Here is an 18,936-nt window from a genome sequence, read left to right on the forward strand (position 1 = left end):
AGGATCAGTTGGCGTCGAGGAGCTTCAGCTCCGGGTGGGCGGTGCCGCCCGCGATCGCCGTGGACGAGATGTGCGAGACGACCCGCTCGTCGACCGGGTCGTTCGCCGGGTCGTCGTGGACGACGAGGTGCTCGTACGTCGTGGCGCGCTGCGCCGGGACCCGGCCCGCCTTGCGGATCAGGTCGATGATCTCCAGGCGGTTCGAGCGGTGCCTGGCGCCGGCCGAGGAGACGACGTTCTCCTCCAGCATGATCGAGCCGAGGTCGTCCGCGCCGTAGTGCAGCGACAGCTGGCCGACCTCCTTGCCGGTGGTCAGCCAGGAGCCCTGGATGTGGGCGACGTTGTCGAGGAAGAGCCGGGCGATGGCGATCATCCGCAGGTACTCGAAGAGCGTGGCCTGCGTCTGGCCCTTCAGCTTGTTGTTCTCCGGCTGGTACGTGTACGGGATGAAGGCGCGGAAGCCGCCCGTACGGTCCTGCACGTCACGGATCATCCGCAGGTGCTCGATGCGCTCGGCGTTGGTCTCGCCGGTGCCCATCAGCATGGTGGAGGTGGACTCGACGCCCAGGCCGTGGGCGATCTCCATGATCTCCAGCCAGCGCTCGCCCGACTCCTTGAGCGGGGCGATCGCGGTGCGCGGCCGTGCGGGCAGCAGCTCGGCGCCGGCACCGGCGAAGGAGTCGAGGCCGGCGGCGTGGATGCGCTGGATGGCTTCCTTCGCCGAGACTCCGGAGATGCGCGCCATGTGCTCGATCTCGGAGGCGCCGAGCGAGTGGATGACCAGCTGCGGGAACGCCTTCTTGATCGCGGAGAAGTGCTCCTCGTAGTACTCGACGCCGTAGTCCGGGTGGTGACCGCCCTGGAACATGATCTGCGTACCGCCCAGCTCGACGGTCTCCGCGCAGCGGCGCAGGATGTCGTCGAGATCGCGGGACCAGCCCTTGGCGGTGTCCTTGGGCGCCGCGTAGAAGGCGCAGAACTTGCAGGCCGTGACACACACGTTGGTGTAGTTGATGTTGCGCTCGATGATGTACGTCGCGATGTGCTCCGTACCCGCGTAGCGACGGCGGCGCACGGTGTCGGCCGCCACCCCCAGCGCGTGCAGCGGTGCCGACCGGTACAGGTCGAGCGCCTCCTCCGGGGAGATCCGCCCGCCTTCGGCGGCGCGGTCGAGGACGGGCTGAAGGTCGGCCTTCTCGGTCACCGGGCTGTCACCTTTCGGCGGTTTCTCTACGGATCCACGGACCGATCCAGCCTACGCCAGCCCCTGCCGGAGTCAGGCGTCGGACCGGGTCAGCGTGCCCTTCGGGGTGCCGGCGGCCTCCTCCTGGGAGCGATAGCCGAGCGTGTCGCCGGTCAGGGTGAAGACCAGATCGGCATCGCCGCCGGTGCACAGGGCGCTGTCGGCGTTGTCCGGGTCGGTTCGCTCCCGGATCCTCACCTCCGTGGCCGTACCGGAGACGAGCCGGCCGATGCCCTTGCACTCGACGGTCGTTCCGAGCACGTCGAGCCGGTGCGAGAGGCGGACCACGTCCTGGCCCTTCTTCCCTTCGGTGAAGACGGCGGTGACCGTGCCGTGCGGCAGACCGTTGCGTTCGGTGGTGGGCCCCTGCCAGGTGCCGGCGAACGCCTTGGGCAGCGTGCTCGCCGAACCGCCGCCCGGGGCGGTCGGTTCCGGTTCCGGGGCGGTCGATCCCGGGCTCTTCGACCCGGTGGCGGCAGGGGGCTTGGCGGCCCCGTCGTTGCGGGTGTCGGCGTCGCCGCCCGGCAGCAGGTCCTGGAGCAGCCCCGTGCCGAGCGTCACCGCGGCGAGTGCTCCGGCCACGGCCAGCGCGACGGTGCAGCTCACCCGTCGCCCCCGTCCCGCCCCGGGCCGCGAGTCGGCGCTCATGGTGACGGCGACGCGGCCGCCGGATCCGCGCTGCCCCGGCACGCCGGTCCTGTCACCGCTGTCCGTACCGGCCGGACTCCCCCTGCCGGCCGGGCCGTCGTATCCGCCGGTGCGCGGCGGCTGGGACGGCGGGGGCGGCGCGAGGGGCGGGCCGAACGTGCCGAGCGCCGCGTTCCCCAGTGACGCGTTACTGAACGGCACCGGGCCGGACTGGACCGGGGCCTCCTGCGGCTCCAGGTCGAGCAGTGCCACCGCGGCCCTGCTGACCTCGCGCACCAGGGAGTTCGGCAGCCAGCCCGCCGTCACCAGCGCGGCGGCCCCGCCCGGCGCGAGCCTGCGGGCCAGCTCCGCCGGGGCCGGCCGGTCACCGGGGTTCTTCGCGAGACACCCGGCCACCAGTTCGCGCAGTTCGCCCTCCAGGTCGCCCAGTTCGGGTTCCTCGTGCACCACCTTGTAGAGGAGTACGGCGGAGGAGTCGCCCGCGAAGGGGGCGTTGCCGGTCGCCGCGTACGCGAGGACCGCCCCGAGCGAGAAGACGTCGGCCGCGCCGGAGATGTCCAGGCCCCGGATCTGTTCCGGCGCCATGTAGCCGGGCGAGCCCACCGAGACCCCGGTGGAGGTGAGGGAGACCGTCGCGCCGAGGGCCCGGGCGATGCCGAAGTCGATCAGCCGTGGGCCGTCGAGCGCCAGGAGGACGTTGGACGGTTTCACGTCCCGGTGGATGAGGCCGTGGGCGTGCACGGCGTCGAGCGCCTCACCGAGGCCGGCTCCCAGGGTGCGTACCGCGTACTCGGGCAGCGGGCCGTGCCGGGTGACCGCGTCCGAGAGCGGCGGCCCGGCGACATAACCGGTGGCCACCCAGGGCACCGGCGCGTCCGGGTCGGCGTCCAGGACCGGGGCGGTCCACCGGGCTCCGAGCCGTCGGGCCGCTTCGACCTCACGCCGGAACCGGGCACGGAACTGCTCGTCGAGGGCGAAGTGGGGGTGGACGACCTTGACCGCCACGGTGCGTCCGCCCGCGCTGCGGCCCAGATACACGCGGCCCATGCCGCCGGCCCCGAGCCGGCCGAGCAGCCGGTAGGCGCCGATGCTGTGCGGTTCGCCGGCTTCCAGCGGCTGCATACGGTCTCCCCCTGTGGACCTTTGGGACCTCCGGACGCAGCCTAGGGCGCACAGGTCACGCGGTCACTGAGAACCCTTCTGCCGATTTCGCCCCTAAGGGCACGAAGGGCGGTTTTCGCCACAGCGAAAGGCGTGAATACGCCGTTCATCCGCGCGATACCGGGAGGCGGCCCGGATGCGTTCCGGGGTATGTCCGCTATTCGGCTTCGGACACACGGGGCGGGCTCCGCCCATTCGTCCCTTTACCGGAACGGAATGCCGGTGGCGGCCGCCGCGCGGAGAGACCGATAAACGGCCCTCCGGGCCCGGGGAAGGTACGGGATTCACCTATTCCCGCACCATTCCCGTCGTGTCCGGGTCAGCCGCCGAACAGCTCGACCGTCACGTCCGCGGGGAAGCCGGTCGTCGGTCCCGTCCTGCGGGCGAACTCGCGCACCCCGGCCAGCTGGTCCGGGCCGAAGCGGAAGTCCAGGGTCGTGAAGTAGCGCTCCAGCACCTCGGCGTCGAACGCCTCCCAGCGCGCCGCCTGCTCGGCCACCTTCGTGACCTCCTCCAGCGAGACGTCACGCGAGGCCAGGAACGCCTCGTGCACCTTCTCCACGTACAGGGGATGCGAGGCCAGGTAGTCCTTGCGGACCGCCCAGACCGCGAAGACGAACGGCAGCCCCGTCCACTCCTTCCACATCTTGCCCAGGTCGTGGACCTGCAGCCCGAGCCGCGGGGCGTCGTGCAGGTTGGCGCGCAGCGCGGCGTCGCCGATCAGCACGGCCGCGTCGGCCTCCTGCATCATCAGGCCGAGATCGGGCGGGCAGGTGTAGTAGTCGGGCGTGACCCCGAAGCGCTCCGAGAGCAGCAGCTGGGCAAGCCTCACGGAGGTGCGGGAGGTCGAGCCGAGCGCCACCCGGGCACCGTCGAGCCGGTCGAGCGGAAGCTGCGAGACGATCACGCACGACATCACGGGCCCGTCGCAGCCGACCGCGATGTCGGGGAGGGCGACCAGGTCATCGGCGTTGCGCAGGAACTCGACCAGGGTGACGGGACCGATGTCGAGGTCGCCCCTGATCAGCTGCTCGCTGAGTCTCTCCGGGGTGTCCTTCGAGAGCTCCAGATCGAGCAGGGTTCCCGTCCGTGCCAGACCCCAGTAGAGGGGAAGGCAGTTGAGGAACTGGATGTGGCCGACGCGCGGCCTGCTGCGACGGTCGTCGCCTTCTACGGGAGAGACGGTTGAATTGTCCACATCGCGAGGCTAGACCTGCGCCCCCGGGCGGGCGCCATCGGGGCGCCCGGACGGCTCCCCGAGCCTCCTCCGACACCCCCTTCGAGCCCCTCTCCGCCACCTCGCGCACACGTCCGCCAAACATCCGGGTGAAGTGATCTTTCCCTCTACCGCTCCCCGCAGACTGCGTGCTAGGCTCGCCCGCAAGTTGCAGTTTGGTTTCCCTTGCAGTACAGAGCCTGCGGAGCATGTAACCCGCAGGCTTTTGTAGTTTTCAGACTTGTTTGCAGGTTCTGGAGCAGGGCAACCCTTTGGCCCAAGGAGGGCTTATGGCTACCGGAACCGTCAAGTGGTTCAACGCTGAAAAGGGCTTCGGCTTCATCGCCCAGGACGGCGGCGGCCCGGATGTCTTCGTTCACTATTCCGCGATCAACGCGTCCGGGTTCCGCTCTCTCGAGGAGAACCAGGTCGTGAACTTCGACGTCACTCAGGGACCCAAGGGTCCGCAGGCTGAGAACGTCACCCCGGCCTAGTTGCCCGGGTCGGCCGATCGCGGCCGGCTAGCAGTACCCAAGGAGCCCCGCTCCCCCGCCCCGGCGGAGGAGCGGGGCTCCTGCCTTTCGGCCGGCGGACCGATCCGGCGCCCCCTCGACGCCATCGGTTCCACGCCCCGGCCGGCCTCCGCGGGAGCTCCACCCGACACGGTGTCACTTGTCCGAAAAGGCCGTCGTCCCCGAATCGTTGTCGAGGCCTTGTGCAGAGCGTCACCCATTGCTGACGAGTCCGCCCGTAACAAGGCAGACTGTTGAGCGCGATACCAGCGCCACGGAACAGAGCACGATCGGCAGGACCGGCGGGGCAAGCAGGACAGGGGGGCATCAATGGACCGCGACGACGGACCTCGTGTGCGCGTTCCGGAGCAGCGTGCTCCGCAAGGACGGACGACCGGCACTGATCTGCGCTTCGCCGTGCTGGGTCCGGTGCGTGCCTGGCGCGACGGAGAGGCTCTGGCCTCCGGGTCGCCCCAGCAACGGGCCCTGCTGGTCGCACTGCTCCTGCGCGACGGCCGCACGGCCACCGCCGCCGAGCTCATCGACGCCCTCTGGGGCGACGACCCTCCCTCGCAGGCCCTCGCCGCGGTACGTACGTACGCGTCCCGGCTCCGCAAGATCCTGGGCCAGGACACCCTGGTCAGTGAGTCGGGCGGCTATGCGATCCGGATCGGCCGCGAGGCGCTCGACCTCACGCTCGCGCAGGACCTGGCCGCCGAGGCGGAGAAGGCGCGCGGCGGCGGGGACCGCTGCCAGGCACGCACCCTGATCAACAAGCTGCTCGGCCTGTGGGACGGCGAGGCGCTCGCCTCGGTACCCGGCCCGTACGCGGAGAACCAACGCACGAGTCTGGAGGAATGGCGTCTCCAGCTCACCGAGACCCGGCTCGACCTGGACCTGGAGGTCGGCTGCCACGCCGAGGCGGTCTCGGAGCTGACCGCGCTCACCGCCGCGCACCCGCTGCGCGAGCGGCTGCGCGAGCTGCTGATGGTCGCCCTGTACCGCAGCGGCCGCCAGGCCGAGGCGCTCGCGGTGTACGCCGACACCCGGCGGCTGCTCGCCGAGGAACTGGGCGTCGACCCGCGCCCCGAGCTGGCCCAGCTCCAGCAGCGCATCCTCCAGGCCGACGAGGAACTGGCCCGCCCGGCCGACGAGCCCGCACCGGCCGCCGTCCCGGTCCGCCCGGCCCAGCTCCCGGCCACCGTCCCGGACTTCACGGGCCGCGCCCCCTTCGTTGCCGAGCTGGGAAGCCGGCTCGCCACCGCCGAGGGCTCCGTCATGGCCGTCTCCGCACTGGCCGGTATCGGCGGCGTCGGCAAGACGACGCTGGCCGTGCACGTCGCCCACCAGGCCCGCCCGCACTTTCCCGACGGCCAGTTGTACGTGGACCTCCAGGGCGCGGGCGCGAGAGCCGCCGAACCTGAGACGGTCCTGGGGGCGTTCCTGCGCGCCCTGGGCACCCCCGATTCCGCGATCCCGGACTCACTGGACGAGCGTGCCGCCCTGTACCGCTCCACCCTGGACGGCCGGCGCATCCTGGTCCTCCTGGACAACGCCCATGACGCGGCCCAGATCCGTCCCCTGCTCCCCGGCACGGCGGGCTGCGCGGCGCTGGTCACCAGCCGGGTCCGCATGGTCGATCTGGCGGGCGCGCACCTGGTGGACCTGGACGTGATGTCCCCCGAGGAGGCCCTGCAGCTCTTCACCCGCATCGTCGGCAACGAACGCGTCACCTCCGAGCGCGAGGCCGCCCTCGACGTGGTCGCCGCGTGCGGGTTCCTGCCCCTGGCCATCCGTATCGCCGCGTCCCGGCTGGCGGCCCGCCGCACCTGGACGGTCTCGGTGCTGGCCTCGAAGCTCGCCGACGAACGCCGCAGGCTGGACGAGCTCCAGGCGGGCGACCTCGCGGTGAAGGCCACCTTCGAGCTCGGCTACGGCCAGCTGGAGCCCCAGCAGGCCCACGCCTTCCGCCTCCTGGGCCTGGCGGACGGCCCGGACATCTCGCTCGCGGCCGCCGCGGCCCTGCTGAACCTGGAGATCCACGCGGCTGAGGACCTCCTGGAGGCCCTGGTCGACACGAGCCTCCTGGAGTCGGCGGCCCCGGGCCGCTACCGCTACCACGACCTGGTGCGCCTCTACGCGCGTGCGTGCGCGGAACGCGACGAACAGCCGCCGGTGAAGAGGGAGCTGGCGCTGTCGCGGCTGCTGGACTTCTATCTGGCGACGGCGGCGGGGGTGTACGCGCTGGAGCGGCCGGGGGAGCGGGTGCTCGACCACTTCTCACGCACCGAGTACCCCGGTCTCACCTTCCGGGTCCGCGAGACCGCACTGGACTGGCTCTTCTCGGAATCCAGCGGACTGCTGGCCTGCGCACGCCAGTCGGCAGGATCCGGCATGCCCCGGCGGGCTTCCGACCTGCTCATGGCCGTGGTCGACCTGGGTGAATCCGGGGCGAACTCACACCAGTTCGCCACGACGGCCAAGGCGGTGAGCGAGGCCGCCCAGGCGGCGGGAGACGCGCGGGCCGAAGGCCGTGCCCGCACGATGCTCACCCATGTCCTCAGCGTCTCGGGGCGGTTCGCCGAGGCGGAGACCGAGGCCAGGCGCGCCCTCGATCTCGGCCGGCTGGCCGACGACCCGGTGTCACTGGCGCAGGTCCCGAACCAGCGGGGCATCATCGCCCTCTACGAGAACCGGCACACCGATGCCGAGACCCATCTGACGCAGGCGCTGGCCGCCTTCCGTGCCGACGGCAACAAGCCGGGCGAGGCGTCGGCCCTGTGCAACCTTTCCCGGGTCCACCTGGCCACGGGGCGAACGGCAAGTGCGGTGGACCTCGCCCAGCAGGGCGTCGGCATCTACGAGGCGGACACCTCGGGTCTGGCCCTGCGCCTGGCCAACGGGAAGTACGCGCTGGGACTGGCGCTCACCGGCACGGGCAGGACGGGCCTCGCGCAGCAGGCGCTCACCGAGGCCATGGCCGTGTTCCGTGACAGCCGTCAGCAGCTGTGGCACGGAATGACCCTGTTCCGGCTGGCCGAGCTGCACCTCGCCATCCGTCAGCCGGCCCACGCGGCGTCACATGCGGAGCAGGCGCTGGCGATCCTGCGGGGCATCGGCGGCGAATGGCGGCGCGCGAACGTCCTCACCGCGCTGGGCCGCGGGCTGGCGGGCATAGGGCAGACCGACCGTGCGCAGGTCTGCTGGAGCGAGGCCCTCTCGATCTTCGACGACCTGGGGTCCCCGGAAGCCGATGCGGTACGTGCCCTGCTGGACCCGGCCCCGGTCGCCAGGGCTTCCTGACCGGCGTTCATCAATCGTTTATCGCCTCACGGCACTCTCTTACTCATCGATCCGTCGCGTCGGGGGGCAGACGGATTGCCGAGTGGCCACACCACTATGGTGAACGGCCCTGGAAGGCCCGCCCGGCGATCCACGGGGGAACCGCCGGGCGGGTCCGTCCATCCGCTGTCAGACCGTTTCAGGAGTTGAACCTCATGGCCGACAAGAGCGACATCCTCAAGCCGACGGACGCGCACGCCACCGGCGGGGAGATCACCACTCAGGACGCCCACGCGACCGGCTCGCCGCTCAAGCCGGCGGACGCGCACGCCACCGGCGAGGAGATCACCACTCTGGACGCCCACGCGACCGGCTCGCCGCTCAAGCCGGCGGACGCCCACGCCACCGGCGAGCCGGCCAACTAGACCTCACGACGCACGGGGAGCGGCCGCGGCGGCGCGGAGGGGGTGCCGTCGCGGCCGCGGCATGTCCGAGCGCGGGGGGTCAGTAGCGCAGTTCCGCCGTGACCAGGCAGCGCTTCACCCGGGAGACCGTCCGCGGGCTGTCCATGCGGACCGTCAGGGTCTCGGCCTGGTCGTAGTCGAGGTCGACCGTGGTCTCGCCCGTGTCGACGGTGTTGCCGTTCGCGTCGAGGAAGGTCACATCGACGTCGTACGTGTGTGAGCCCGTCGCCGTCGACCGGATCTCGACCGTCGACGTGGTGACCGCCTTGCGCTTGCCCTTGCGGGGCTGGGCGCAGCGGACGATCCGGACGTCGGGGGCGTCCGTCGCGGTCGCGGTGGGGGTCGGCGTGGAGTAGGTGGAGCCGCCGGACGAACCGCTCGACGAGTCGTAGTCATCGTCGTCGTAGTCGTGGTAACCGCCGTTGCTCTTCTTCGAGTTGGAGCAGCCACCGCCCGAGCTGCCGCTCTTGCCGCTGCGGCTCTCCCCGCCCTTGCCGCCGCTGCTGGAGGTCGAGAATCCGGTGAGTGCGAGCACCACCACGACCAGTACCGCCGCGAACCTCATACGTCGCCGCATCATCGATGCCGCCCCCCTTTGCCTGTTGTCGGCCGCACGTGTCCGTCGCACCGCCGCGCTGCACCGTAACGCACAGCATTCCCGCCGCAGACCCTCAGTCGGTCATGACCCTGTCACGGTCTGGCAATGGTCTCCGATGGCACGGGTGAGGGGCCGGGCGTAGCGTCGAGCCCGAGAGCGGTGTGCCTGCGCACAGGCCCGGGAGGCTGACGATGATCCGCAATGTTCTCGGCTCCGTCCTTGCTCTCCTAGGAGCGGCGGCCGCCGTCCAGAGCCCCTTCCAGAGCTGGTACGACGGCCGCCTCGGGCGGGACTACCGCGTCCAGGACCTGTTCGACGGCATCACCACGACGTCGTCGGCCGTGCTCGGTTCGATCCTGCTGCCGTTCCTCTTCGCCGCCCTGGTGACCCTGGTGGGCGTGGTTCTCCGCTCGCGCTGGGTGGTCGCCGTGGCGGGCCTGGTCGTTCTCGGCTTCACCGTGCTGTGGATGGTCCGCCTGGGGCAGGCGACGGGCAGCCTGACCGTGGGCGGCGACGGGTCCGTGCTGCGGATGGGTGTGGCGCAGGCGGGCGCGGGCGGTGTGCTGCTCCTGCTGGGCGCCCTGGTGATGTCGGGGCGGCCGCGGGCGGTGCGGGCACGGCCTGAGGACCTCAGCCCCTATCCCGTACCGCCGGACGACCGTCCGGACACCTGGCCCCCGACCCAGGAACCGGGGATGTCGGCGCAGACGACGCCCTGGCCGGAGCCGGAGGCGCACCCGTACACGGGGCCGGGGCCCGGCCAGCACCGGGGCAGGTCCGACGAGGACACCGCCCCGTATCCGGTCCAGGACGAGGACGACGGCCGCTACCCCCCGCCGCGCCCGTGAGACGTCCTCTGGGCTACGTCCGGGTCGCCCTGCTCCCTGTCCCCGTTCCCTTCAGAGCGTCCAGCGCGTACACACACCGGTCCTTGCTGCACGCGTAGACGACTCCCGCCTGTGCCACGGGTGAGCCCGTGATCTCCCCGCCCGTGGCGAGCTTCCAGCGCAGCTGGCCGCCCGCCGCGTCCAGTGTGTAGAGCACGTGGTCCGCCGAGCCGAAGTGGACCCGGCCGTCCGCGACCACCGGTGCGCCGACCACCTCGCCGCCCGCCGCGAACCGCCACTTCGGCGTACCGGTCACCGCGTCCAGCGTGTACAGCGCGCTGCCGCTGCCGACGTGCACGTTCCCCGCCGTGACCAGCACGGGTTCGATGGACTGCCGGGCCTCCGTCGCGATCCGCCACCGGTCCTTGCCGTTCGACGCGTCGAGCGCGTACACGGTGCCGAGATAGTCGGCGAGGTACACCCCGCCCCCGGTGACCGCGGGGCCTGGCGCGAAGGCGGGCGGCGACAGGAAGGCGGCCGGGGACTCGAAGTGCCAGCGCACTCGGCCCGAGACCGTGTCCACGGCCAGCACCCGGGTTCCCGCGGCCACGTACACGAAGCCGTCCGGCGCCGGGGTCACCCGCACGGGAACACCGCCGCAGGAGGCCGCGTCGCCGATGGGGTAGGACCACCGCTCCGCGCCGGTCCGGGCGTCGACGGCCCGCAGCCGCGCGTCCTGCCAGAGGTAGACCGTGCCGTCGTGGATCACCGGACCGGCCTCGGGCGTCTCGAAGTCGCTCTGGACGCCCCGGACCTCCCACAGCTTCTCGCCGCTGGACGCCTCCCACGCCTGGACGCCACCGCCGCGCGTCCCGGTCAGGACGGTGCCTCGGTCGGCCTTCAGCGAGTACACCCACGCGTCCGTCTGCAGCCGCCACCGCTCGGCGCCGGTCGCCGCGTCCAGCGCGTACAGGGACGGGCCGTCCGAGGCATGGATCCTGCCCCCGTCGACGGCCATGGCCCAGGCAACGTCCCGGGTCTTGAACTGACGGCGCCCGTTGCCCACATCCAGCGCGTGGACCTCGAAGGACGTCACGTACAGCAGATCGCCGACCACGACGGGCGTGCCCCACACATCGTTCGACATGCGGAAGCGCCACGGCCGCCAGCGGTCCGGCGCCGCGTCCGGGGCGGGCGACGGGGCGGGCACCGGAGCCGTGGGGGCGGCCCCGCCGGCCGCTCCGTTCAGCCCGGCGGGCGGGCGCACCCAGCCGGTGGCCGGGTCCGCGTGCGCGGCGGCCGCGCCCCGTACGTCCACCGGGCGCGGGCCGGGACCGATCGGCACCTTCGCGCCGGGCAGGTGCACCGGGCCGCCGTCGGGCGCGGGAGTCACCGGGGACGGCGCGGGCGCGGTGCGTACGTCGCCGCCGCGCCAGGCACCGTCCCAGTCGGCGCCCGGCGGCGGCGGGCCGGGCTGCTGGGGCGGCGCGACCACCGGAGCGGGCACGGCGGCGGTACGGCCGCCGCCCCTGCGCTGCTCGATCATCGCGGTCGCCCGGGTCGGCAGCCACGCCGACGCCGTACCGCTGTCGTCACTGCCGGAGGCGAACAGGTGCGGGGCGAGCTGGGCCTGCAGATCGGCCGGGCTGGGCCGCCGTGTCGCGTCCATCTGCATGCAGGACTCGATCAGCGGACGCAGGTCGTCGGGAAGCCCCTCCGTGTCGGGCCCCTCCCGCAGCAGCATGAACACGGTCTCGACGGGATTCGCGCCGTGGAAGGGCGCATGCCCCGTCGCCGCGAAGACCAGCGTCGAACCGAGCGAGAACACGTCGCTCGCCCCCGTCACGCTGCGCGAGTCGCGGGCCTGTTCCGGAGACATGTACGCGGGTGTGCCCACCGCGACGTTGGTCATGGTCAGCCGGGTGTTGGAGACACCGGACGCGATACCGAAGTCGATCACCCGCGGCCCGTCCTCGACCACGAGCACGTTGGACGGCTTCAGGTCGCGGTGGACCAGGCCGGCCCCGTGGATCGACTGCAGGGCCTCCGCGATCCCCGCGGCCAGCCACCGCACGGCCTGCGTCGGCATCGGCCCGCACTCACTCACTATCTCCTCGAGCGAGGGGGCGGGGACGTAGGCGGTGGCCAGCCAGGGCACTGCCGCACGCGGATCGGCGTCGACGACGGCGGCGGTGTAGAAGCCGCTCACCGCGCGGGCGGCCTCCACCTCACGCGTGAAACGGACCCGGAACAGCTGGTCCTCGGCCAGTTCCGTGCGTACCGTCTTGATCGCCACCCGCCGGCCCGACGCCGAGCGCGCGAGATAGACCAGCCCCATGCCGCCGGCCCCGAGTCGTCCCAGCACCTCGAACGGGCCGATCCGCCTCGGGTCATGCTGCGTCAGCTGCTCCACCACTTGCCTGCCACCTCCCCGTACGGACCTCAGGAACAGAAGCCCGCGAAATCCCGCCCTGTGCAGCGTCTCACCACTGGGCACCACCTGGCGGTGCGCACCCTGATTCTTCCTGGCTCCGGCCCCGGTTGCGAACCCGGGGGCGGATCGGGGTGTCTTGTGGCACTCCACCCCTTTCAGGACAGCCGGGGCAACAGCTAGGGCAGCAGCTCGGTCGGCTGCAGCACGGCGAAAGCGGCGCCCTGGTCGTCCTGGAGAACCGCCATGCGCCCGTACGGGATGTCGAAGGGCGGAGCCGAGATCCGGCCACCCAGACGGGTGGCGGTCTCGACGGTACGGACACAGTCCGCTACGGCGAAGTAGGTGAGGAAGTAACTGGGCATCATCTCGGGAAACGCGTCCGTGATGACGCTCCGTCCGCCGATCGCGGTGTCCGGCCCCGGATCACTGCCGGCCGGGGACCACATGCGGAAGTCCGTGCCGAGCACGTCGCTGTCGCCGCTCCCGCCCTCGGGCTCGTCGAGGTCCGTGCCCCGGAAGCCGAAGACCTCCTCGTAGAAGGCGTCCACACGCTCCGGCTGCCGGGTGTAGACCTCGGTCCAGCAGAAGGATCCCGGCTCGTTCTGCTTCTCGAAGCCGGCCCGGTCCCCCGCCTGCCACAGCCCGAAGACCCCGCCGCCCGGATCGGCCGCCTGGGCGAGCACACCGGCCCGCCCCGCCCGCACGGGTTCGGTGATCACCTGGCCGCCCGCCTCACGGATCCCTGCGACCGTAGCGAGGATGTCGTCGGTGGCGAAGTAGACGCCCCAGGCGGTCGGCATGCGGCCGTCCTGCTTGGCGGCGAGCGCGGCGACGAGCTTGCCGTCGCTGAAGGCGTCGGCGAAGGGCATGCCGTCGCCCGCCCGGAAGGTCCAGCCGAAGAGCCCGCCGTAGAAGCGCTTGCCGGCTTCGAGGTCGGAGAGCTGCACATCCACCCAGCACGGCGCGGATTGCGCGAATGCGGCCATGGGCCCGGGTCCTTCCGTAGCGGTGACGCCCGTCACAGTCAACGTAACGTCGGGCGCCGCGCGGCGCGCCCCGAGTGTCCCGACACGTCTAAATAGAACATTCGCCCGAATCGTGAAGGTTCCGCGCCCCTCGTGGACGAAAGTTGTCCACCGAAGTTATCCACAGGCTGTTGATAACACCGTCACACCGGAACCGTCCCACCGCGCCGGCGTCTGCGGATCCACCCGTGTCCGACACCCCGCACCCACCCCGGATCACCCTCCTCCGAAACGGTCCGTCCCCCACGAAAAATGCGCCGTGCACCCCGTCCGCACTGGGGCGTTCCCCATTTGCAGTCGGTCAAATCGCGCTCCGATCACCCCTCGGTAAGCTGACGGCATGACAGGACAAGTACGCACCGTCGACGGCCGCGTGGCTGGTCGGCGCGGTCAGGCGACGCGGCAGAAGCTGCTCGACTGCCTCAGCGAGATGCTCAGCTCCTCGCCGTACCGGGACGTCAAAGTCATCGACGTGGCCCGCAAGGCTGGGACTTCACCCGCGACCTTCTACCAGTATTTCCCCGACGTCGAGGGCGCCGTCCTCGAAGTCGCCGAGGAAATGGCCAAGGAGGGTGCCGGCCTGACCGAACTGGTCGCCGGCCGCTCCTGGATCGGCAAGGCCGGCTGGCAGACATCCGAAGAACTCGTCGAGGGATTCCTCGACTTCTGGCGGCGCAACGACGCGATCCTCCGCGTCGTCGACCTCGGTGCGGCCGAGGGCGACAAGCGGTTCAACAAGATCCGTATGAAGATCCTGAACTCGGTCACCAACTCCCTGACGGATTCGGTCAAGGAGCTCCAGTCCAAGGGCAAGGTCGACAAGGACGTCAGCCCCGCCGCGGTGGCGGGCTCCATGGTCGTGATGCTGGCCGCGGTCGCCTCGCACCAGAAGGGCTTCACCACCTGGGGCGTGAAGCAGGCCGAACTCCGGCCGAACCTCGCCCTGTTGGTACATCTCGGTATCACCGGCAAGAAGCCGGTCAGGTAGGCGCCTGCCAGGACCCCCCACATACGCCGGGCACCCGCGGTCACCCCGTGGCGCCCCACGTCCTGTCTCACCGACGGCGGACCACTCCCCACGTGGTCCGCCGTCGGCGTTCCCGAACCCACCGGGCGGACGGCCCCGCGAGGCGATGGAATGGACCCATGAGCGATGCACAGAAAGCCTTCCGCGACCTGCTCCACGCCCAGCGCGTCTGGGACGTCACCCTCCCCCGCTTCGATCCGTCCACCGCACCCGCCGATCCCCTCGCCCTCTTCCACGCCTGGTTCGCCGAGGCCGTGGCCGCCGGGCAGGCGGAGCCGCACACCCTGACGCTGGCGACCGTGGACGCCGAGGGCCGGCCCGATGTGCGGACGCTGATGCTGCACGACGCGGACGAGCGCGGCTGGCACTTCGCCACCCACTCCACCAGTGAGAAGGGCCGCCAGCTCGCGGCCCGCCCGCACGCCGCCCTCAACTTCTACTGGCCCGCACAGGGGCGCCAGATCCGGGTACGGGGCACGGTCACCCCCGTGGGGCGCGCGGAGAGCCTGGCCGATCTGCACGCCCGGTCGACCGGCGCGCTGGCTGCCGCGCTGACCGGTTCGCAGAGTGAGGTGCTCACCTCGTACGAGGACCTCGTCAAGGCCTCCGAGGCCGCCTGGGAACGCGCCCGCGCCGAACCGGACGCGGTCGCGGAGACCTGGACGCGCTATGTGGTCGAGCCCCATGAGGCGGAGTTCTTCCAGGGCGACGCGCAGCGGCGGCACGTACGGCTGCGCTACCGCCGGGAGGCCGGCGGCACATGGACCCGCGAACTGCTCTGGCCGTAGTCACCGCACCCGCGCTGTGAACGCTTGTGTGCGGCCACGGCCGGAATCAGCCCCTGAGCACACAGCAACCACGCATCCGTGATCAATTCGCAACCGATTCCGGTCTTGACCGAGACCCATCAAGTGAACTCCGGATTACGCTCCGAAGCATGTCAGACAGCACATCCACCGCCGGTGGCCCCGTTCTCCCCTCCTCCATCGACCGCACCGACGGCCGGCCGGTCTACGTGATCGGCGGTGGGCCGGGCGGCCTCGCCGTCGCGGCGACCCTGCGGGAACAGGGCGTACGGGCCGTGGTGCTGGAGAAGTCCGGCGGCGTCGGGGCGTCCTGGCGCCGCCACTACGACCGGCTGCACCTCCACACCACCCGGCGCTGGTCGGCCCTGCCGGGGCTGGCGATGCCGCGCCGGTTCGGACGCTGGGTCTCGCGCGAGGACATGGTGCGCTACCTGGAGAAGTACGCCGAGCACCACGAGCTGGAGGTGGTGACCGGCGTCGAGGTGAACCGGATCGACCCGGCCGCCGACGGAACCGGCTGGCAGCTGACCGCGACCGGCGGACGGGTACTGACCGGACGGGCCGTGGTCGTGGCCACCGGCTTCAACCACACTCCGCGGACACCGGACTGGCCCGGCACGGACACCTTCACCGGCGAACTGACGCACGCCGCGGAGTACCGCAACCCGGCCCCGTACGCGGGCCGGGACGTCCTCGTCGCCGGCATCGGCAACACGGGGGCGGAGATCGCCGTGGACCTCGTGGAGGGCGGCGCCTCCCGGGTACGGATCGCGGTGCGCACCACGCCGCACATCGTGCGCCGCTCGACGGCGGGCTGGCCCGCGCAGGCGACCGCCGTCCTGGTCCGCAGGCTGCCGGTCCGGCTGGTCGACCGCGCCGGGCGCCTGATGTACCGCATCTCCGTCCCCGACCTGTCCGGGCAGGGCCTGCCCCGCCCGGACACGGGCCTGTACTCCCGGGTCAAGGAGGGCGCGATCCCGGTCCAGGACGTCGGCCTGATCGACGCGGTGAAGCGCGGCCGGGTGGTCCCCGTGGCGGCCGTCGAGTCCTTCGACGAGGACACGGTGGTGCTGGCCGACGGAACCCGGATCACCCCGGAGGCGGTGATCGCCGCGACCGGTTACCGGCGGGCCCTGGAGGACCTGGTGGGCCACCTCGGCGTACTGGACGCCCGCGGTCGCCCCGTGGTGCACGGCGCCCGCACCCCGCGGCAGGCACCCGGCCTCTACTTCACCGGGTTCACCAATCCGATCAGCGGTAACCTCCGCGAAATGGCCCTGGACGCACGGAAGATCGCCGGGCGCCTGGCCCGCACAGGCTGACGGCTGGAGCAACGCGCCTCCGGGCCTGTCGGGCGACCTCCGATCGGGCGGACGCGGACACCCGACGGGCCCTCAGGGGGAGGCCTGTTTGACCAGGATCCGGACGTCCCCCGCGTCCGGATCGCCGAACAGGGCGTACAGCTCCGGCCTTTCGGCGGTTCCGCCCACCGTCCACGCACCGAGCCGACAGTCCTCTCCGGCGACGTCGAAATCGACCGTCCCCCTGACGGCGCCGTCCCTGGGGACGTACCGCCATGTACCCGTGCCGTCGCATCGGCCCTCCCGGTCCCAGCCCTCGTACGGCACTCCGGAGAACTCCGCGCCCCCGCCCCCGCGCAGACGGACCTCGGCCCGTCCGTCCTCGCTCGTCCAGACGCCGCGCATGGCCCCCTCCGCGGGGCGCGGGGCCTCGTACGCGCCGACGAGCCCGGTGGCGAGCGCGACGCAACAGGCCACCACCACGGTCCCGGTGAGCAGGAACCCGGCGGACAGCACCCGGAACCACACAGCGCCCCGGCTGTACGGCCGGCCCCGCCGCTGCTGGGCCCTGCGGAACCACGCGACGCCCAGCAGCGGCAGGGCACCGCTCGCCGAGATCCAGGCCCAGGTGGACAGGTACGGAGCACCGGCCGCGGCGATCGCCGCCGCGTACAGGGCGCCCGACGCGGCGACGCACACGCACTGCCACAGCCACAGGGGGCCGGCCCCGCGGCGGGCGGCCGCGTCGGCCGCGAGCGCGACCGGCGTCGTCATGACGAAGGTGTGCAGCGCCCCGAGGACCAGAAGCAGCGGCGGACCGAACACGAGCACACACAGGAGCCCGAGCGGCGCGTAGGCCGGCCTCCCGTACTCGTCGGTCCGGCCGAGCTGCACGGCAAGCCAGCCGGTGAGCAGCGCCCCCAACTGCGCGGCACAGACCAGCATCGCCGCCGTGCCATCGGGCACGATCGGCCCGGAAGAACCCGCTTTCCGCATACGCCCCACCCCTCGGCCGAGAAACCGAACGGTAGCGGCCCCCTCCGGGCGGGGATCAGGCGGGAACGGTAAGAGTCCCGGGCCGGTCGGCCGGCTTCCGCCGGATCACCAGCGCCATCAGCGCGGCCGACGCGCACAGCGCCCCCGACGCGATCCAGACCACGTCGTACGAACCGAACACGTCCCGTGCGACGCCCCCCAGGAACGCGACCAGAGCGGCGCCCACCTGGTGCGAGGCCAGGACCCAGCCGAAGACGATCGCGCTGTCCTCGCCGTAGTGCTCCCGGCACAGGGCAAGGGTCGGCGGAACCGTGGCGACCCAGTCCAGACCGTAGAAGACGATGAAGAAGATCATCGGAGGGTGCACGACCGGTGCCATCAGCATCGGCAGGAACAGCAGCGAGATGCCCCGCAGCGCGTAGTAGACGGCGAGCAGTCTGCGGGCGTCGAAGCGGTCCGTGAGCCAGCCGCTGAAGATCGTGCCGATGATGTCGAAGATCCCGATGACCGCCAGCAGCGAGGCCGCCGCGGTGATCTCCATGCCGTGGTCGTGGGCCGAGGGCACGAAGTGGGTGCGGATCAGGCCGTTGGTGGAGGCACCGCAGATCGCGAACGAGCCGGCCAGCAGCCAGAACGGCCCCGTGCGGGCCGCGTCGAGCAGGACCCGCACGGTACGGGTCGCCGCACCCACCGCGGGAGCCGGCTTCTCCACGTACGAACCGCCGTACGGGGCGAGGCCCACGTCGGCCGGGTGGTCCCGCATCAGCAGCCAGACGAACGGGACGACGACGAGCGCGGCCAGCGCGACCGTCACCGAGGCCGGCCGCCAGCCGTGCTCGTCCACGATCCAGGCGCACAGCGGGAGGAAGACCAGCTGGCCGGAGGCGCCGGCCGCCGTGAGGATGCCGGTGACCAGACCCCGGCGGGCGACGAACCAGCGGTTGGTGACGGTGGCCGAGAAGGCCATGGCCATCGAGCCGGTGCCCAGGCCGACGAGCAGGCCCCAGTAGATCATCAGCTGCCAGGACGCCGTCATCCAGACGCTCGCCAGCGCGCCGGCGGCCACCGCGCTCAGCGCGACCACCACGACCCGGCGGATGCCGAACCGGTCCATGAGGGCGGCGGCGAACGGCGCGGTCAGCCCGTACAGCGCCATGTCGATCGAGACGGCGAGTCCGATCTCCCCGCGCGACCAGCCGAACTCCGTGTGGAGGGGGTCGATGAGGAGGCCGGGCAGGGAGTTGAAGGCAGCCCCGCCGATGATCGTCACGAAGGTGACGGCGGCCACGATCCACGCCCGGTGGACGCGTGGGCGGGAGGAACGGCGGGGGGCATCGGCGGGAGCGGTCCGACGGTCGTCGTCCCTGGCGGCGCTTTCGGTTGTCTGTGTCACGCA

Annotated in this window: 15 protein-coding genes; 7 read left to right on the plus strand and 8 right to left on the minus strand. The window is 71.8% G+C overall.

Annotated elements, in window-relative coordinates; genetic code table 11:
* Nucleotides 1-4: 4 nt before the first annotated feature.
* The 3 genes from mqnC to ACFW9O_RS04280 form a co-directional block, all read right to left on the minus strand.
* Nucleotides 5-1,204 (minus strand): cyclic dehypoxanthinyl futalosine synthase, encoded by a 1,200-nt coding sequence (gene mqnC, locus ACFW9O_RS04270; protein WP_384604789.1) that lies wholly within the window; start codon nt 1,202-1,204, stop codon nt 5-7.
* 72 nt (nt 1,205-1,276) lie between these two features.
* Nucleotides 1,277-3,013 (minus strand): serine/threonine-protein kinase, encoded by a 1,737-nt coding sequence (locus ACFW9O_RS04275; RefSeq protein WP_384604792.1) that lies wholly within the window; start codon nt 3,011-3,013, stop codon nt 1,277-1,279.
* A gap of 358 nt (nt 3,014-3,371) precedes the next feature.
* On the minus strand, nt 3,372-4,250 hold the full coding sequence (locus ACFW9O_RS04280; RefSeq protein ID WP_351165258.1) for a menaquinone biosynthesis protein: 879 nt from the start codon (nt 4,248-4,250) through the stop codon (nt 3,372-3,374).
* Between the two features lie 308 nt (nt 4,251-4,558).
* Between ACFW9O_RS04280 and ACFW9O_RS04285 the strand changes: the two genes are divergently transcribed.
* The 3 genes from ACFW9O_RS04285 (at nt 4,559) to ACFW9O_RS04295 (ending at nt 8,487) form a co-directional block, all read left to right on the plus strand.
* Nucleotides 4,559-4,762, plus strand: coding sequence for a cold-shock protein (locus tag ACFW9O_RS04285; protein WP_003967102.1), 204 nt, complete (start codon nt 4,559-4,561; stop codon nt 4,760-4,762).
* A 348-nt stretch (nt 4,763-5,110) separates the two neighbouring features.
* Nucleotides 5,111-8,083 carry a BTAD domain-containing putative transcriptional regulator gene (locus ACFW9O_RS04290; protein ID WP_384604795.1) on the plus strand — a complete coding sequence of 991 codons (2,973 nt, stop codon included), beginning with the start codon at nt 5,111-5,113 and terminating at the stop codon, nt 8,081-8,083.
* A 194-nt stretch (nt 8,084-8,277) separates the two neighbouring features.
* The gene (locus ACFW9O_RS04295; protein WP_384604798.1) at nt 8,278-8,487 is read left to right on the plus strand and encodes a hypothetical protein; all 210 of its coding nucleotides are present in this window, start codon (nt 8,278-8,280) and stop codon (nt 8,485-8,487) included.
* Between the two features lie 79 nt (nt 8,488-8,566).
* Here the strand turns inward: ACFW9O_RS04295 and ACFW9O_RS04300 are convergent, their stop codons facing one another.
* Nucleotides 8,567-9,106, minus strand: coding sequence for a hypothetical protein (locus ACFW9O_RS04300; RefSeq protein ID WP_384604801.1), 540 nt, complete (start codon nt 9,104-9,106; stop codon nt 8,567-8,569).
* A 209-nt stretch (nt 9,107-9,315) separates the two neighbouring features.
* Between ACFW9O_RS04300 and ACFW9O_RS04305 the strand changes: the two genes are divergently transcribed.
* Nucleotides 9,316-9,972, plus strand: a complete 657-nt coding sequence (locus tag ACFW9O_RS04305) for a hypothetical protein (RefSeq protein WP_384604804.1) — start codon at nt 9,316-9,318, stop codon at nt 9,970-9,972.
* A 13-nt stretch (nt 9,973-9,985) separates the two neighbouring features.
* Here ACFW9O_RS04305 and ACFW9O_RS04310 read toward each other — a convergent pair whose 3' ends face one another.
* Nucleotides 9,986-12,367: a PQQ-binding-like beta-propeller repeat protein gene (locus ACFW9O_RS04310; RefSeq protein WP_384604806.1), complete on the minus strand. Its 2,382-nt coding sequence runs from the start codon at nt 12,365-12,367 to the stop codon at nt 9,986-9,988.
* Nucleotides 12,368-12,561: 194 nt separating this feature from the next.
* Complete coding sequence (locus ACFW9O_RS04315) at nt 12,562-13,371, minus strand: VOC family protein (protein WP_384604809.1); 810 nt, start codon at nt 13,369-13,371, stop codon at nt 12,562-12,564.
* Between the two features lie 379 nt (nt 13,372-13,750).
* On the opposite strand from ACFW9O_RS04315, the gene ACFW9O_RS04320 reads away from it, so the two are divergent.
* From ACFW9O_RS04320 to ACFW9O_RS04330, 3 genes are all read left to right on the plus strand, one after another.
* Entirely contained in the window at nt 13,751-14,398 is a 648-nt protein-coding gene (locus ACFW9O_RS04320; RefSeq protein ID WP_329208466.1) for a TetR family transcriptional regulator, read from the plus strand.
* 158 nt (nt 14,399-14,556) lie between these two features.
* Nucleotides 14,557-15,225 carry a pyridoxal 5'-phosphate synthase gene (locus ACFW9O_RS04325; protein ID WP_384604813.1) on the plus strand — a complete coding sequence of 223 codons (669 nt, stop codon included), beginning with the start codon at nt 14,557-14,559 and terminating at the stop codon, nt 15,223-15,225.
* Between the two features lie 149 nt (nt 15,226-15,374).
* Nucleotides 15,375-16,565, plus strand: a complete 1,191-nt coding sequence (locus tag ACFW9O_RS04330; RefSeq protein WP_384604816.1) for a flavin-containing monooxygenase — start codon at nt 15,375-15,377, stop codon at nt 16,563-16,565.
* A gap of 72 nt (nt 16,566-16,637) precedes the next feature.
* Here ACFW9O_RS04330 and ACFW9O_RS04335 read toward each other — a convergent pair whose 3' ends face one another.
* Both ACFW9O_RS04335 and ACFW9O_RS04340 read right to left on the minus strand, forming a co-directional pair.
* Nucleotides 16,638-17,510, minus strand: coding sequence for a hypothetical protein (locus tag ACFW9O_RS04335; RefSeq protein WP_384604819.1), 873 nt, complete (start codon nt 17,508-17,510; stop codon nt 16,638-16,640).
* A gap of 85 nt (nt 17,511-17,595) precedes the next feature.
* Entirely contained in the window at nt 17,596-18,933 is a 1,338-nt protein-coding gene (locus ACFW9O_RS04340; RefSeq protein ID WP_384604822.1) for an MFS transporter, read from the minus strand.
* Nucleotides 18,934-18,936: the final 3 nt, after the last annotated feature.

The organism is Streptomyces sp. NPDC059499 (assembly GCF_042749285.1).
Classification (GTDB): Bacteria; Actinomycetota; Actinomycetes; order Streptomycetales; family Streptomycetaceae; genus Streptomyces.